The organism is Nocardia sp. NPDC060255 (assembly GCF_042727395.1).
Classification (GTDB): domain Bacteria; phylum Actinomycetota; class Actinomycetes; order Mycobacteriales; family Mycobacteriaceae; genus Nocardia.
Genome location: NZ_JBHXAU010000001.1, coordinates 770,195 through 785,273, shown reverse-complemented (window position 1 = coordinate 785,273; position 15,079 = coordinate 770,195). Strand labels below are relative to the sequence as shown.

Here is a 15,079-nt window from a genome sequence, read left to right as displayed (position 1 = left end):
AGTGATCGCCCGGTCCACCCTGACGGCGGAACCGAAGCTCCCCAAAGACTTTCATCGACTGTGGGCCGCGTTCACGGTCAGTCAGCTCGGAAGTTCGCTCAGCACCGGCGCATTGCCGTTGATCGCGATCATTGTGCTTGGCGCGTCCGACTTTCGAGTCTCGCTGCTCGCGGCGCTCTCGGCCGTGGTCAGCGCGGCCATCGCGTTGCCGCTCGGGCCCTTTGTCGAGTTCCGCCGCAAACGTCCGGTGCTGATCGGCTCGGATCTCCTGTGCTTCGCGACGCTGGCGACCGTCCCGGCGGCGATGGTGTTCGGGGTGCCCAGTTATGGGCAGTTGTGCGTTGTGGCCACCGCTCAGGCGCTCGGCACCATGGTCTTCAGCGCAGCCAGCGGTGCGCATCTCAAAGCGCTGGTGCCAGGACCGATGTTGACTACCGCGAACAGCAGATTCGAGACGACCGCCTGGACCGTCGCCGGTCTCGGCGCGCCGATCGGCGGCGTGCTGATCGGGGTGTTCGGCGCGGGCGCCACCGTACTGCTCGATGCCGTCAGTTTCTTGTTGTCCGCGTGGGGGATTCGCTCGCTGGAGCGACCCGAGCCGCCACCTCCGGTCGCGCAGGCCGAGCGGCACTGGATGACCGACATCCGTGCTGGATGGGCGTACATCTTTCGGCATCGCACGCTGCACGCGCTGTTCTGGAACGCGATGGTCTTCGGTGGCGCGATCCGGCTCGCCGGTCCGCTGCTGGCGATTCTCATGCTGCGCGATCTGCACCTCGCGCCTTGGCAGTACGGAGTGGCGCTCGGCATTCCGTGCTTCGGCGGCATCGTCGGGTCGCTGCTGACGAGCCGACTGATCACACGTTTCGGCGAACGCACCGTCCTACTCGGCTTCGGGGTGCTACGTACCTGTTGGATGGGCTTCCTGGTATTCGCCGGGCCGGGCGTCCTCGGACTCGTCATCATCGTCGCCGCGGAGACCGCGTTGCTGTTCTGCGCCGGTGTATTCAACCCGGTGTTCACCACGTTCCGGATGCGCGCGACGGACGACGAATACATGGCGCGGGTCGGCATCGCGTGGTCCATCAGCGCTCGCAGCTGTCAGCCCGCCTTCATCGCTCTCGGCGGTGTCTTGGCCACCGTCACGAGCGTCCGTTTCGCGATCGGCTGCGCAGCCGTCGCCCTGTTGAGCAGCTCGCTGTTGCTGCCGTGGCGAACCTGGCCCACCCGCTCTTAGACCAGTGGCGGCGGCGAACGCGAGAGTGCCATGGATCGAATTGGTCTGACCACTTGACCTCCTGACCTATTTGGGCGCACAGTGAGGGTATGGCGTTGCAACCTGTGGTCAAGCGGTCGGTGTCGGGAGATGTTTTCGAGCAGATCGCGGCGGATGTGCTGAGTGGGGAGTTGGCGCCGGGGGCGACATTGCCCAGTGAGCGACAGTTGGCGGAGGCGTTGGGGGTGTCCCGGCCTGCGGTGCGGGAGGCGTTGCAGCGGCTGGCGGCGGCGGGGTTGGTCGCGGTGCGGCAAGGGGACGCGACGACCGTGCTGGACTATCGGCGGGGGGCTGGACTGGAGGTTTTGCCTCGGTTGCTGGTACAGGCCGGAGAGTTGGATCCCGGTGTGGCGCGCAGCATTTTGGAGGCGCGGCTGCACAACGGGCCGAAGGTGGCCGAGCTCGCCGCCGTCCGGCTCGGTGCGACGGATTCCGCGACGGTCGGTGCCGCGTTGACGGGGAGCGTGGAAGCGCTTGCCGTGGAACAGGATCCGGTGGCACAGCAGCGGCATGCGATGGAGTTCTGGGATCACGTCGTCGACGCGGCCGACTCGATCGTGTTCCGGCTGATGTTCAACATGTTGCGCGCCGCCTATGAACCAGCGCTCGCGGCGCTGGCCCCGATCATGTCCGCCGAGGTGGGCAACGTCGAAGCCTATCGCGAATTGACCGCCGCCATTGTGGCGGGCCGGCCGCAAGAGGCCGCCGATATCGCTCGGGCGTTGCTCGAACCGGCGACCACCGCACTGATCGAGGTCCTCGGCGGACACTGATCACGCTTCACCTAGGAAACACCATGACGAAATCCACGTCCTCCGAGCCGGATTCGGTCGAGGCGAACGCTCGCGCGCGAGTGCGCAACGACGAACGGGCACTGCGCCGCGGCCTCACGCTCGACGCGGCGTTCCGCGAGTTCCTGCGCCATCCCTCGCCATGGCTCATCGGCCTCACCCTGATCGCGGCGCTCATCGGCCGAATCCTGGTCGGCGACTGGCAGTTGACCGACGCGCTGGTGCCCGCGGCGATGCTCGCGGTGTTCCCGGTCTTCGAATGGATCGTGCACGTCACCGTATTGCACTGGCGGCCACGGCAACTCGGCCCCATCCCGATCGATAGTGAGCTGGCGCGTAAACATCGCGAACACCATGTCGATCCGCGCGATATCCCGCTGATCTTCATCCCGACCAAGACGCTGTCGGTGCTGGTGGTTGTCCTGATCGCGCTGGCCAGCTTCGCTTTCCCGCGCCTCGGCCTCGGCCTGACCTTCCTGCTCACCATCACGATCCTCGGCTTCGGCTACGAGTGGACCCACTACCTCATCCATACCGACTACAAGCCGAAAGGCTCGCTCTACCGGGCGGTTTGGCGCAACCACCGCCACCATCACTACAAGAACGAGCACTACTGGTTCACCGTCACCACTTCCGGCACCGCCGACCGCCTCTTCGGCACCCATCCAGACCCGGCCGACACCGAAGCCTCACCCACGGCGCGCAAGCTGCACGCCGGCTGACCCGATCGCCGCCAGCACTAGCCGTCGCCCTGATCCCCCAGGGCGACGGCTTTTTTCATGCCCTCGATCGTCCCGCGATGGCCCCCACCAGCCCGTTCGTCCGGCTGTGACCAGGCGCACGCCGATCTCCGCGAAACCCCGTCTTGACGAAGTACCCTAGGGGGGTATGGTAATTCTCATGAGCACGGCGGAGGCCGTCGCCGCAGAAGGAGAGACACCATGAGCACCGCGATCACCGTGACCGTTACCGGAATGACCTGCGGCGGCTGCGCCAACCGAGTACGCGACGGGATCGGCCTGGTCGATGGCGTCGACGGGGTCACGGTCGACCTGCCCACCGGCCGAGTCACTGTCGAAACCACCGACTCGATCGGGCGCGACGCGATCGTCGCCGCCATCGACCAGGCCGGCTACGCCGTCGCAGGCTGACGCCGCGACCACCCGGAAACGGAGCATCCGATGAACGCATCCACCAAGTTCGCCGGCTTCGCCCTCGGCCTGGCCGCCGTATTCGGGATCGCCATTGCCACCGGCGCGGCGATCGGCCCCGATCCCGCCGCCCCTGAATCGCACGCTCATGAGGACGAGCCCGCCGCCCGTCCCGACCAGACACCCGGAGGAATGATGACCACCGAAAGCGGATACACCCTGCGGCTCGACACCGCGCTGACCACCGCGGCGCCGAACGTCCCGCTCCGCTTCCGCATCCTGAACCAGGACGGCACACCGGTCACCCGCTATCAGCCCAACCACGACAAGGACCTGCACCTGATCGTGGTCCGGCGCGACATGGTCGCCTTCCAGCACGTGCACCCCGTCCTCGGCGGCGACGGAACCTGGAGCGTCCCACTGGATCTCACCCGCGCCGGGGACTACCGAGTGTTCGCCGACTTCATCCCCGAGGGCGGCCGGAACCTGACCCTCGGTGCCGATCTGCGAGTCGCGGGCAACTACGACCCGCAGCCGCTGCCTGCCGCGTCGACCAGCACCACCGTCGGCGGCTACACGGTCGCCCTCGACGGCACCGTCGCCGCCGGCCAAGCCTCGAAGGTCACACTGTCGGTGCGCCGGGACGGCAAGCCGGTCACCGACCTGCAGCCCTACCTGGCGGCGTACGGTCACCTGGTCGCGCTGCGCACCGCCGACCTCGCCTACCTGCACGTGCACCCGGACGGCCACCCCGGCGACGGCGTCACCCCGGCCGGACCCGGCATCACCTTCTACGTCACCGCGCCGAGCGCGGGCGACTACCGCCTGTTCCTCGACTTCCAGCACGAAGGAGTGGTCCGCACGGCCGAATTCACCGTGACCGTCGGCCAGGGCACCGCGGCGGTCGTGCCCGGGACCCACGACGGGCACGGCGGCGCTCCCGAACCGGCGCACGCCGGACACGGCGCGCCAGCACCGGCGCACAGCCACTGATCGTCGCGGGGGCCGCGCCATCGTGCCGCCCCCGCAACACCCGAATCTCCACTACCGTGCCGCACAGAACGGAGCACACCATGACCACCACGGCACAACCACCCGCCATCGGGCAGGTCGAACTGGTGATCGGCGGCATGACCTGCGCGTCCTGCGCCAATCGCATCGAGAAGAAGCTGAACAAGCTCGACGGTGTCACCGCGACGGTGAACTACGCGACCGAGAAGGCTCGGGTGGATGTCACCGGTGACGTCTCGCCGGCGGAACTGATCGCGACGGTCGAGCAGGCCGGATACAGTGCCACACTGCCCGCCCGGAAAGTCGCGGAAACCGTTGCGGCCGAGAGTGATCCGGCCGTCGCGTTGCGCATCCGGCTGCTGGTCTCGCTGGTGCTGACGGTGCCGGTCATCGCGATGGCGATGATCCCCGCGCTGCAGTTCACCAACTGGCAGTGGCTGTCGCTGACGCTGGCCGCGCCGGTCGTGGTGTGGGGCGCGCTGCCGTTCCACCGGGCCGCGCTGACCAACCTGCGCCACGGCACCGCCACCATGGACACGCTGGTGTCGATGGGCACCCTCGCCGCGTTCGGCTGGTCGCTGTACGCACTGTTCTGGGGCACGGCGGGCATGCCGGGCATGAAGCACCCGTTCGAGTTCACCATCTCCCGGATGGACGGCACGGGCAGCATCTACCTGGAGGCCGCGGCGGGTGTCACCACGTTCATCCTGGCCGGACGCTTCTTCGAGGCGCGGTCCAAGCGACGCGCCGGTGCGGCACTGCGAGCCCTGCTGGAGCTCGGCGCCAAGGAGGTTTCGGTGCTGCGCGACGGGACCGAACAGCGGATACCCGTGGAGCAGTTGGCCGTTGGCGATCAGTTCGTGGTTCGCCCCGGCGAGAAGATCGCCACCGACGGTGTGGTGGTGGAGGGGGCCTCGGCGGTCGACGCCTCGATGCTGACCGGTGAGTCGGTGCCGGTGGAGGTCGGGACCGACGACGCGGTGGTCGGCGCGACGGTGAACGTCGGCGGGCGGATCGTGGTGCGCGCCGGCCGGATCGGCTCGGATACCCAGCTGGCGCAGATGGCGAAGCTGGTCGAGGACGCGCAGACCGGAAAGGCGCAGGCCCAGCGGCTGGCCGACCGGATCTCCGGCATCTTCGTGCCGATCGTGATCGCGCTGTCGGTGGCGACGCTCGGATTCTGGCTCGGCACCGGCGGTTCCGTCGCGGCGGCCTTCACCGCCGCGGTCGCGGTGCTGATCATCGCCTGCCCGTGCGCCCTCGGACTGGCCACGCCGACCGCGCTGCTGGTCGGCACCGGTCGCGGCGCGCAGCTCGGCATCCTGATCAAGGGTCCGGAGGTGCTGGAATCGACCAGGCGGGTGGACACCGTGGTGCTGGACAAGACGGGCACCGTCACCACCGGCCGGATGACGCTGCTGGATGTCGTTGCGGCGGAAGGCGAAGACGCCGACGAGGTTCTTGCTCTCGCTGGGGCGCTGGAGGATTCGTCCGAGCACCCGATCGCGCAGGCGATCGCCAAGGGGGCCAGGGAGCGGGTCGGTGCGCTGCACACGGTGGAGGGTTTCGCGAATGTCGAAGGTCTCGGGGTGCAAGGCGTGGTGGACGGGCACGCGGTGATCGTCGGACGGGCCCGGCTGCTCGCCGACTGGGCACAGCACCTGGATGCCGAGTTGGAGCGGGCCATGCGGGCCGCCGAGGCCGAGGGGAAGACCGCAGTGGCGGTGGGCTGGGACGGCAAGGCGCGCGGCCTGCTCGTCGTCGCCGATGCGGTGAAACCGACCTCGGCCCAAGCGATTTCGCAGCTGCGGGCGCTGGGGCTCACCCCGATCATGCTGACCGGTGACAACGCGGCCGCCGCCGCGGCGATCGCCGCACAGGTCGGTATCGACGAGGTGATCGCGGAGGTGCTGCCGCAGGACAAGGTCGATACGGTCAAGCGGTTGCAAGCCGAGGGCAAGGTCGTCGCGATGGTCGGTGACGGCGTCAACGATGCCGCGGCACTGGCCCAGGCCGATCTCGGCTTGGCCATGGGCACCGGCACCGATGTGGCGATCGAAGCCAGCGATCTCACGCTCGTTCGTGGCGATCTGCGTGCCGCGGTCGATGCGATCCGGCTGTCCCGCCGGACCCTCGGCACCATCAAGGGCAACCTGTTCTGGGCGTTCGCCTACAACGTCGCCGCCATCCCGCTGGCCATGGCCGGCCTGCTGAACCCGATGCTCGCGGGCGCCGCCATGGCGTTCTCCTCGGTCTTCGTGGTGAGCAACAGCCTGCGGCTGCGCACGTTCCGTTCCACCGCGCAGTAGCCCGGAAACCCGACGGGACGGCACCGATGGTGCCGTCCCGTTCGGCGTTTCGGGCTACTGCAGGACGCCGCTGTTTCCCAATGCCATTGCGGCACTTCCAGTACCCCACGCCGCGGCGGCGCTACCAGTCGCACCCAATAGGGCAAGCAGAGCGAGCATGATTTCGACCTTCCATAGAGCCATTGATCAGCAAGCGAAAGTTACTGCCGCCCAACAGCACTCCACAATGGTCGCAGCGGAACTCTCGGCAACCTCCCGCGCAATTGCCAGCCGATTCACAGCCGGTGATCCGGCACAGACAATGCGTAGCTACGCGATGGTTCCACGGCCACGGGCAGCCGCCGTCGGCGCTTCGCGGAACACCGCAGCGTGGTCGGCGGCCCACTCGGCGTAGGTGCGTGGAGCGCGGCCGAGGGCCTGGCGGAGGTCGTCGGTGAGGATGGCGTTGCCGCCGCTGCGGACGTAAGCCTGGCCTTCGAGGGCGCCGTCGATGAACGTTTCGGACAGCCCGGCGGCGAGCATGTGTTCGCGTGCCGCCTCGTTCGGCACGTCGACGACTTCCAGCGGTTGGCCGAGCACCTCGGCGAGCACGGCCACCTGGTCCGCGCTGGTCAGCAGTTCCGGGCCGGTGAGGGTGTAGATCTGTCCCGCGTGGTCGGACGAGGTCAGGGCGGCCACCGCGACTGCGGAGACGTCACGCGGATCAACGACACCCTGCTGCCCGCTGCCGGTCATGCTGGGCACCGGCTGGCCGTTGCGGATCGCGTCGGCCCAGCTCAGGGTGTTCGAGGCGAACGAACTCGGGCGCAGGATGGTCCATTCGACGCCGCTCGCGCGGGCCGCCTGTTCGCCGGGCAGATGCCAGGTGCCGATCCCGCCGACCGCGTCCTCGCCGGTGCCGATGGCGGAGAGCTTCACGATGCGTTGAACGCCCGCGTCCCGCGCGGTGGTGATCAGGGTGCGGTCGGCGTCGACGTATTCGGGGCCGAGGATGCCGACGATGAACGCGGCGTCGACACCCTTCGCGGCCGCCGCGATCGAAGCCGGGTCCTGGTAGTCGCCGCGCACCACCTCGACGCCCGCGGGCAGTTGCGCCCGCGCCGGATCGCGGGTGACGGCCCGGACCTGCTCGCCGCGCGCCACCAACTGCCGGACGATTTCGCTGCCGATGGTGCCCGTGGCACCGGTGATCAGAATCATGAGCCCAACGTTGCCGCCCGGACCACCGGGTTCTCTAGGAAATTTCGGCACAGCCGCCGCGCCGCCGAGTGCCTACAGTGGATTCGGTGACCACCATGCTGCGCACGGCGCCCGTCGTGACCGCCGACCTCGTCGAGACGACGGCCTCCGCGCCGGAGTCGTTGCGGCCGTGGTTCACCGAACTCGGGCGCATTCCGACGGTGCGTCACCTGGCCGAGTCGTTCGCGCACATCCCGCAGGCCGCGACCACGATCGTGCTGCGCTCACAGGAGGGCGGGCCGCGCGAGGCCCTCGTCATCGGCCCGCAGACCAAAGCGCTGTACTCCCATCCGAGCAAACCCGCGTCCTGCCTGAGACTGCGCTTGGCGCACGGCGCGGCCCGGCCGCTGCTCGGCGTGCCCGCAACGTTGCTCACCGATCGGGTCATCCGCCTCGCCGACCTGCCCGGCGCCGCCGCCGATCTCGCCGACGAGCTGATCGAGCTGAGCGCCGACGAAATCTTCGGCTTTCTGGAAGATAAGCTGCCGCAACGTATTTCCGAGGATGCGACCCGACGCACGCAACGCGAGGTACTCCGCTCGGCCGTCGCAGCGCTGTCGGCGGACCCGGACGGCCGCTCCGTGCGTGCGTTGGCCGGCGACCTCGCCGTCAGCGAACGCCAACTCCGCAACCTGTTCACCGCCGGAATCGGCGTCTCCCCCAAGCACTTCGCGCGCATCGATCGAGTGCGCCGCATCCTGGCACAAGCGCGAAGCACACCATCGCCGCAACTTCCCACCACCACCGGCGATTACGAGCCGACAACGTCTCTCGCCCGCCTCGCCGCCGACAACGGCTACTTCGACCAATCCCACATGACCGCAGACTTCCGCACCCTCATGGGCGTCCCACCCAGCTCATTCCTCCGCGGCGCCGTCCCCACCCCCTCCCCCTGCCGCCCCCTCGACCACCTCTGATCCCCACCGCGGCGGGTGCTACCCGGACCGATGCCGCAGCCACGCGTCACTCACCGCCGAAGGCTCTACTCGGCGAGCCGCTGGTCCGCGTAGACGATCATCGCGTCCCGGTGATACTCGGCGAGGCCCTCGGCGATCTTCAGGTACGTCGCCTTGTACCTGTCGTCATCGACGAACATTTGGCCCATACCCTTGTACGCCTCCCGGTTCGGAGTCCAGAAGCGACACAAGCCCAGGTAATGAGTGTGGATCTCTGCCTGGACCGCCGGGTCCTCGACCGGCGTGCCGGCCGCCATGTGCTCGGCCATACGGATCAGCCACGCCGTGCCCTCCCGCTGCCACTGCTCGATATCCTCGGCGGTCATCGTCGCGTAGTGGCGTTGGGACTGCTCGTACTGCTCCGGCCAGCGCTCGCGGGCCTCGGCCTCGTACTGCGAGTGATCGAAGCCCTCGAACAGGTTCTCCGGGCGATTGATCTTCACTGCCATCTCGGTCTTCCCCTCCAAGTCTGCGATGGTGCGTGCCACGGTGTCGGCCATCCGCGCCAGGCGGTTGCTCTCGGTGCGCAGGCGGATGTGCTGGCGCTCGAGGGCGACCAGGGTGTCGGGCTCGGAGTCGACCGACTCGGCGATCTCGGCCAGACTCAGGCCGAGCTCACGCAGCACGAGGATCTGCTGCAAGCGAAGCAGTTGCTCTTCCTCGTAGTAGCGATAGCCGTTGACACCCACGTGCGCGGGCTCGAGCAGACCGATGTCGTCGTAGTGCCGCAGGGTGCGGGCGGTGATGCCCGACATCCTCGCCACCTCGGCGATCGACCAACTCATGACACTTCCCATCACTTCCATGTAACCGGTCTGTCCGGCCTGTCTTCGACGGTAGAAGTTGCCGTTACGGCAAGGTCAAATGCGAATACGCCGAATCGTCGGATGCGGGCGATCCTCATCGCTGGTCTGCCACCTGTGGTTACGAGAACAGCGCCATCCACGGCTGCGAGTCACACCTCTAGCCGCGGAGCGGCGAACCCCTCCGGGACCGTGCTCTGGTTCCCGTTCGCGGGTTGGGAGGTGGGTGCCACCGTCTTCGGGGTGGTTCTCAGCATCGGCTCGAAAGGGTGAATAACGAAGCGGAATAGGCGCTGACTCGGGCGCCCTGCCACTACTCGATAGCGAACTCAGGGGTTCGGGTGTTGGGATTTGGCTCGGCGGCGGGCTAGTTCTTCCTGTTCCAGGATGGCGGCTTCGGCGAGGGTGGGGGCGGTGCCGCCGAGGCGGGCGGGGACCCAGCGGGCGCCGGGGGCCATGGGGTAGTCGTGTTGGGCCGCGGTGAGGAGGTCGGTCATGTGGGTGCGGAGGGTGGTGGTGAGGGATTCCGGGGGTTCGGCGGGTGGGATGGGGTCGCCGATGCGGATGTTGATCGGGAACTTGTGGCGGCCTAGCTGTTTCGGGATGTCCTTGGTCCAGACGCGGTGGGCGCCCCAGATGACGACGGGGATGATCGGGACGTCGGCTTCGATGGCCATGCGGGCAGCGCCGGACTTGAAGTCCTTCAGTTCGAAGCTGCGGCTGATGGTCGCCTCGGGATAGACCACGACGAGTTCGCCGTCACGCAGGGCTTGCACCGCGCGGCTATAGGATTCGGCGCCCGCCGTTCGGTCGACGCCGATTGCCTTGCAGTGCTTCATCAGAAAGCCGACGATGCCGTGCTCGAGCTCGGCCTTCATCATGTATCTGACGTTGCGGCCGGACTTGCGGCCGACCAGTCCGACCTCCATGAAGTCCAGGTACGCGGTGTGGTTCACGGCCAGCACCGCGCCGCCCGCACTCGGAATCCGGTGCTGGTCGGCGATGTCGATCCGCAGCCCTTGTAACCGGAAAATGGTGCGAACCAAGCCGGTGAGGATGTCGTAAACCGGTTCCCGCGCCATCCGAATCTCCGCTACTACGAGGCTGTTTTCTTCCGAGCTGCCTTCTCCGCGGCCTCGGCGGCATCGAGCGCGTCGGCCTCCTCCAGGGTAGGAGCGCTGCCGCCGAGCCGGGCCGGTACCCAGTACGCGCCCAGCTCGTGCTGATAGTCCTTTTGCAGGTCGAGCAGCATTTCCTGCATGGTCGTGCGCAGTTGAGCGGTCAGCTCGGATGCGGGCTCGAACGGGGCGATGGGCGCGCCGACCGCGATGGAGATCGGCGTGTTGGTGCGGCCGAGCCGCTTCGGGAAGCCCTTGGTCCACACCCGCTGCGCGCCCCAGATGACGATCGGGATGATCGGCACACCGGACTCGATGGCCATCCGCGCGGCGCCGGACTTGAAGTCCTTGATCTCGAAGCTGCGGCTGATGGTCGCCTCGGGATACACGCCGACGAGCTCGCCGCGCTGCAGGTAATCGACTGCGGCTTTGTAGGAGTCGGCGCCCGCACCCCGGTCGACCGGAATGTGCTTGAGCGCGCGCATGATCGGGCCGGAGATCTTGTCGTCGAAGACCTCTTTTTTGGCCATGAACCGGATATAGCGCTTGGGCGTGCGCACCGGCAGGCCCGCATAGGTGAAGTCCATGTATCCGGTGTGGTTGACCGCTAGTACGGCACCACCCCGCGCGGGGATATGTTCAGCGCCCTTGACGGTGAACTTCAGGCCTTCGACGAAGAAGACGGTACGGGCAAGGCCGATGATCGTCCGGTAGACGGGTTCCACAATTCCGCTAGCGTAGTCGCTGACTGTCCCATCCGGCAGTGGGCCGCTGCTTTATGGGTCACACCGAGGCTGGGCGGCTCGATCGGCCCGTCGCACGCTGTAGAGAAGAGGATCGTCGAAGTGCCAAGCGCCCATCCGAATCCACCTGGACGCGACCGGAGCGCACCGGATCACCTCGGCAGGACAGCGCCCGACTCCCCCGGCGACCCGGTTTCGGCCGCGATCCGTGCGACCACCTCGCGACTACAGCGCAGTACCCATGGCCGACGAGTATTGGCCGGCGGCTTGGCGATCACCGGGGCCTTGGTGCTTGCGGGATGCGACTCCGCGGTCGGCATTCCGAACGAAGAACCGGTAAAGGCCACGGCCTCGATCGGGACGCCGGCGGCCGCTGTCCCCACCCAGAACACCCCGGTGCCGACCACCACCTCGGCGGCGCCCTCGGTCGGCCCGGTCACCGAACTGCCTGCCGCCGTGCAGCGTTGGACCGCCGATCTGAAGACGAGCACCATCGCTCAATTGCAGGCCAAGTGCTGGACCATCGCGCCGCAGACCGTGGCCACCATGTACGCCGACGACCAGCCCATCCTGGCCGCCCTCGCCCAGCCGGGCACCGCGACGCCGGACGCCATCACCTGGAAGTCCCGGACCACCACCGTCGCCGTCGACCGGGCCGCGCTCGACACCGGCTACGCCTGCCCCCGCGTCGCCTCGGCGGGCGCGGACATCGAGTACGACGACGCCGACGCCAGGCACACCGTGCGGCGCTACCTGTCCCGCTTGGTCGGCACTCCGCTCGACGCCGCCGACAAGGAAGGCACCTACCCGCTGGTCTGCAAGGCGTCCCCGGCGACCTGGGATCCCACCGGCACCGGGAAGTCGATTGCCGCGCCGCTGGCCGACAACCCGGGCAAGCTGACCGGCGTCACCAAGTTCGCCGACCAGGAGATCCGATCCGAACCACTGCGCGGGGACTACATCGCCGTCTTCGCTCCGGTCACCAACGCCGCAGGGGCAACCCAGACCCGCACCTTCACCCTGACCTCCGGGACGCAGGGCTACTGCATCGGCGACGTCTCCCCGTAACCCGCTCGCCATCGGCACCGCGAGCGTCTGGTAGTTCCATACAGCCATTACCCTGAATGGCTGGTAACGGTAGGAGGAGCAGCTCGTGCAGATCACCAGCGTCGGACACGCCGGATTCCACATCCGCACCGCGGCGGGGTCGATCCTTTGTGACCCCTGGGTCAACCCCGCGTACTTCGGTTCGTGGTTCCCGTTTCCCGACAACACCCAGCTGGACTGGGACGAGCTGGGCAATTGCGATTTCCTCTACGTCTCGCATCTGCACCGCGACCACTTCGACGCGGAGAACCTGGCCGAGCACGTCAACAAGGACGCGACGGTGCTGCTGCCGGACTATCCGGTACCGGATCTGAAGCGCGAGCTGGAGAAGCTCGGCTTCCACAAGTTCTTCGAGACCGAGGACTCGGTCAAGCACACCATCACCGGCAACGGCGCCGAGCTCGACATCATGATCATCGCGTTGCGCGCGCCCGCCGACGGGCCGATCGGCGACTCCGGGCTGGTCGTCTCCGACGGCGAGACCACCTGCTTCAACATGAACGACGCCCGCCCGGTCGACATGGACGTGCTGCACGACTCGTTCGGCCACATCGACATCCACCTGCTGCAGTACTCGGGCGCCATCTGGTACCCGATGGTCTACGACATCCCGAGCCGGACCAAGTCGAACTTCGGCAAGCAGAAACGCCAGCGCGGCATGGACCGGTGCCGCAGCTACATCGAGCAGGTCGGGGCCACCTGGGTGGTGCCGTCGGCCGGGCCGCCGGTGTTCCTGGACGACGAGCTGCGCTACCTGAACGACGATCGCGGCGACGAGGGCAACATCTTCCCGGACCAGATGGTGTTCCTGGATCAGATGCGGATCCATGGCAACGAGGGCGGGATCCTGATGATCCCCGGGTCCGTCGCCGACGTGCGCGGGGCCGAGCTGGAATTGACCCATCCGTTCGAGCCGGGCCTGGTCTACGACAACAAGGCCGAATACATCGAGCTGATGGCGCAGCGGCTCGCGCCGGTGCTCGCGGCCGAAAAGGCTTCCTGGGCAACGGGTGACGGCCCGCTGCTGGAACCGCTGAAGGAGCTGTTCGAGCCGATCATGGCGCAGAGCGACCTGATCTGCGACGGCATCGGCTACCCCGTCGGCCTGGTGATCGGCGACGAGACCGTGGTGCTCGACTTCCCCAAGCGCGTGGTGCGCGGCGCCATCGAGGGAGAAGGCAAGTACCGCTACGGTTTCCGCATCGCTCCCGAATTGGTGCGTACCGTGCTGCGGGACAACGAACCCGACTGGGTGAACACCATCTTCCTGTCCACCCGTTTCCAGGCGTGGCGGATCGGCGGCTACAACGAATTCCTCTACACCTTCTTCAAATGTCTTACCGACGAACGCATCGCCTACGCCGACGGCTGGTTCTCCGAGGCGCACGACGATTCCGCCTCGACCGAATTGGCCGGGTGGGAAGTGCAGCGCCGCTGCCCGCACCTCAAGGCGGACCTGTCGAAATTCGGTGTGGTGGAAGGTAATACGCTTACCTGCAACCTGCACGGCTGGCAGTGGGATCTGGAATCGGGCCGGTGCAAGACGTCCAAGGGCCACGAACTGCGCTCGCGCAAGCTGAGTTGAGCCACCGCCGACTCGGACGTCAGGGATGGGAGCGGGTGGCGACGCCGACGGCGACCAAGGTCAAAGCGCTGCCGACTACCGCGGTGGCGGACAAGCCCGCGCTGGTCGGGGTGGCGATGTCCAGGGCGATCGACATCAGGAGTTGGCCTGCGACGGAGGTCAGGCCGAGTAGGAGGACGCCGATCCAGCGGACGGTGCTGGCGGCCAGCGCGATGAAGGCGATGCCGATGAGGCCGCCGAGGTAGAGCCAAGGCTGCGTGGGGAATTCGTCGGGAAGGCCGGAGCCGATCAGCACGACGGCCTCGAGCACGACCAACGCGACGAGGCCGACGCAGAAGTTGACCAACGTGGCGGACAGCGAGCCGCCGACCTCGCCGACGCGACCATTGACCGCTTGCTGCCAGGCCAGCCCGATGCCGGCCAAGGCGGGCAGGATGATCAGCAGTGCGGTGGGTGCGCCGCGCAGCGAGTCGGGGACCGAGAGTGCGCCAGGAGATGCGCCCGAGCGGCCGACCCCGGCGATCAGTATCGCGAGTATGCCCAGCGCGGCACCACCGAACCGCAACGCGGTGACCGGAGTTCGACCACTCGGGGCGACGCCGAGGCGGTCGACCACCAGGCTGCTCAGGAGTTGACCCGCGACGACCGCGACGGTGAATGCGGTGACGCCGATCGCCGCGACGGTAAGCCCCTGACACGCGACGAAGAAGGCACCACAGAGCCCGCCGAGCAGATGCCACGGCCGCAAGGTGCCCGCCGACAGCGCGTTTCGAACCTTCGTCGCACCCGCACGCAGCCGACTACTGAACACGAACGCGATCACCAGAATCAACAGACCGGACCCGAAACTAATGGTGGCCGCCGCGATTCCATCATGCAGCCGCGCCCCGAGCGCACCATTGATCCGCCCCTGCACCGCCACTCCCGCACCGATGCAGAACCCGAACCCAAGCCCCAACCTCACCCGCGCGGTCATCCTCGGCACGCTAC

The 15,079-nt window shown here is 67.7% G+C and carries 14 protein-coding genes; 9 read left to right on the top strand and 5 right to left on the bottom strand.

All coding sequences use genetic code 11. The features are described from left to right. Nucleotide 1: 1 nt before the first annotated feature. From ACFWF1_RS03695 to ACFWF1_RS03670, 6 genes are all read left to right on the top strand, one after another. Nucleotides 2-1,237, top strand: a complete 1,236-nt coding sequence (locus ACFWF1_RS03695; RefSeq protein ID WP_379283031.1) for an MFS transporter — start codon at nucleotides 2-4, stop codon at nucleotides 1,235-1,237. An 89-nt stretch (nucleotides 1,238-1,326) separates the two neighbouring features. Continuing rightward, entirely contained in the window at nucleotides 1,327-2,049 is a 723-nt protein-coding gene (locus ACFWF1_RS03690; RefSeq protein WP_379283032.1) for a FadR/GntR family transcriptional regulator, read from the top strand. 23 nt (nucleotides 2,050-2,072) lie between these two features. Beyond that, complete coding sequence (locus ACFWF1_RS03685; protein WP_379283033.1) at nucleotides 2,073-2,789, top strand: sterol desaturase family protein; 717 nt, start codon at nucleotides 2,073-2,075, stop codon at nucleotides 2,787-2,789. A gap of 219 nt (nucleotides 2,790-3,008) precedes the next feature. Beyond that, nucleotides 3,009-3,218, top strand: a complete 210-nt coding sequence (locus ACFWF1_RS03680; RefSeq protein WP_379283034.1) for a heavy-metal-associated domain-containing protein — start codon at nucleotides 3,009-3,011, stop codon at nucleotides 3,216-3,218. A 30-nt stretch (nucleotides 3,219-3,248) separates the two neighbouring features. Beyond that, nucleotides 3,249-4,211, top strand: a complete 963-nt coding sequence (locus ACFWF1_RS03675; protein ID WP_379283035.1) for a hypothetical protein — start codon at nucleotides 3,249-3,251, stop codon at nucleotides 4,209-4,211. Nucleotides 4,212-4,291: 80 nt separating this feature from the next. Further along, nucleotides 4,292-6,538: a heavy metal translocating P-type ATPase gene (locus ACFWF1_RS03670; protein ID WP_379283037.1), complete on the top strand. Its 2,247-nt coding sequence runs from the start codon at nucleotides 4,292-4,294 to the stop codon at nucleotides 6,536-6,538. A gap of 309 nt (nucleotides 6,539-6,847) precedes the next feature. On the opposite strand, the gene ACFWF1_RS03665 is transcribed toward ACFWF1_RS03670, so the two are convergent. Then, nucleotides 6,848-7,738: an SDR family oxidoreductase gene (locus ACFWF1_RS03665; RefSeq protein ID WP_379283039.1), complete on the bottom strand. Its 891-nt coding sequence runs from the start codon at nucleotides 7,736-7,738 to the stop codon at nucleotides 6,848-6,850. 86 nt (nucleotides 7,739-7,824) lie between these two features. Between ACFWF1_RS03665 and ACFWF1_RS03660 the strand changes: the two genes are divergently transcribed. Then, a complete protein-coding gene (locus ACFWF1_RS03660; RefSeq protein WP_379283040.1) occupies nucleotides 7,825-8,694 on the top strand; it encodes a helix-turn-helix domain-containing protein in 870 nt (289 codons plus the stop codon). Nucleotides 8,695-8,759: 65 nt separating this feature from the next. Here ACFWF1_RS03660 and ACFWF1_RS03655 read toward each other — a convergent pair whose 3' ends face one another. The 3 genes from ACFWF1_RS03655 to ACFWF1_RS03645 all read right to left on the bottom strand — a co-directional run bounded on the left by ACFWF1_RS03655 (nucleotide 8,760) and on the right by ACFWF1_RS03645 (nucleotide 11,379). Next, nucleotides 8,760-9,518: a MerR family transcriptional regulator gene (locus tag ACFWF1_RS03655; RefSeq protein WP_379283041.1), complete on the bottom strand. Its 759-nt coding sequence runs from the start codon at nucleotides 9,516-9,518 to the stop codon at nucleotides 8,760-8,762. A 347-nt stretch (nucleotides 9,519-9,865) separates the two neighbouring features. Continuing rightward, nucleotides 9,866-10,618 carry a lysophospholipid acyltransferase family protein gene (locus ACFWF1_RS03650; RefSeq protein ID WP_379283042.1) on the bottom strand — a complete coding sequence of 251 codons (753 nt, stop codon included), beginning with the start codon at nucleotides 10,616-10,618 and terminating at the stop codon, nucleotides 9,866-9,868. A gap of 14 nt (nucleotides 10,619-10,632) precedes the next feature. Then, nucleotides 10,633-11,379, bottom strand: coding sequence for a lysophospholipid acyltransferase family protein (locus tag ACFWF1_RS03645; protein WP_379283043.1), 747 nt, complete (start codon nucleotides 11,377-11,379; stop codon nucleotides 10,633-10,635). A gap of 120 nt (nucleotides 11,380-11,499) precedes the next feature. On the opposite strand from ACFWF1_RS03645, the gene ACFWF1_RS03640 reads away from it, so the two are divergent. Together ACFWF1_RS03640 and ACFWF1_RS03635 are read left to right on the top strand one after the other, a co-directional pair. After that, nucleotides 11,500-12,465 carry a hypothetical protein gene (locus tag ACFWF1_RS03640; protein ID WP_379283044.1) on the top strand — a complete coding sequence of 322 codons (966 nt, stop codon included), beginning with the start codon at nucleotides 11,500-11,502 and terminating at the stop codon, nucleotides 12,463-12,465. 85 nt (nucleotides 12,466-12,550) lie between these two features. Then, complete coding sequence (locus tag ACFWF1_RS03635) at nucleotides 12,551-14,089, top strand: Rieske 2Fe-2S domain-containing protein (RefSeq protein WP_379283045.1); 1,539 nt, start codon at nucleotides 12,551-12,553, stop codon at nucleotides 14,087-14,089. A gap of 19 nt (nucleotides 14,090-14,108) precedes the next feature. Here the strand turns inward: ACFWF1_RS03635 and ACFWF1_RS03630 are convergent, their stop codons facing one another. After that, nucleotides 14,109-15,065, bottom strand: coding sequence for a DMT family transporter (locus tag ACFWF1_RS03630; protein WP_379283046.1), 957 nt, complete (start codon nucleotides 15,063-15,065; stop codon nucleotides 14,109-14,111). Nucleotides 15,066-15,079: the final 14 nt, after the last annotated feature.

Coding starts and splice junctions, on each gene's coding strand:
- ACFWF1_RS03690 (WP_379283032.1), top strand. CDS start 1,327: ATGGCGTTGCAACCTGTGGTCAAGCGGTCGGTGTCGGGAGATGTTTTC.
- ACFWF1_RS03685 (WP_379283033.1), top strand. CDS start 2,073: ATGACGAAATCCACGTCCTCCGAGCCGGATTCGGTCGAGGCGAACGCT.
- ACFWF1_RS03680 (WP_379283034.1), top strand. CDS start 3,009: ATGAGCACCGCGATCACCGTGACCGTTACCGGAATGACCTGCGGCGGC.
- ACFWF1_RS03675 (WP_379283035.1), top strand. CDS start 3,249: ATGAACGCATCCACCAAGTTCGCCGGCTTCGCCCTCGGCCTGGCCGCC.
- ACFWF1_RS03670 (WP_379283037.1), top strand. CDS start 4,292: ATGACCACCACGGCACAACCACCCGCCATCGGGCAGGTCGAACTGGTG.
- ACFWF1_RS03665 (WP_379283039.1), bottom strand. CDS start 7,738: ATGATTCTGATCACCGGTGCCACGGGCACCATCGGCAGCGAAATCGTC.
- ACFWF1_RS03655 (WP_379283041.1), bottom strand. CDS start 9,518: ATGAGTTGGTCGATCGCCGAGGTGGCGAGGATGTCGGGCATCACCGCC.
- ACFWF1_RS03650 (WP_379283042.1), bottom strand. CDS start 10,618: ATGGCGCGGGAACCGGTTTACGACATCCTCACCGGCTTGGTTCGCACC.
- ACFWF1_RS03630 (WP_379283046.1), bottom strand. CDS start 15,065: ATGACCGCGCGGGTGAGGTTGGGGCTTGGGTTCGGGTTCTGCATCGGT.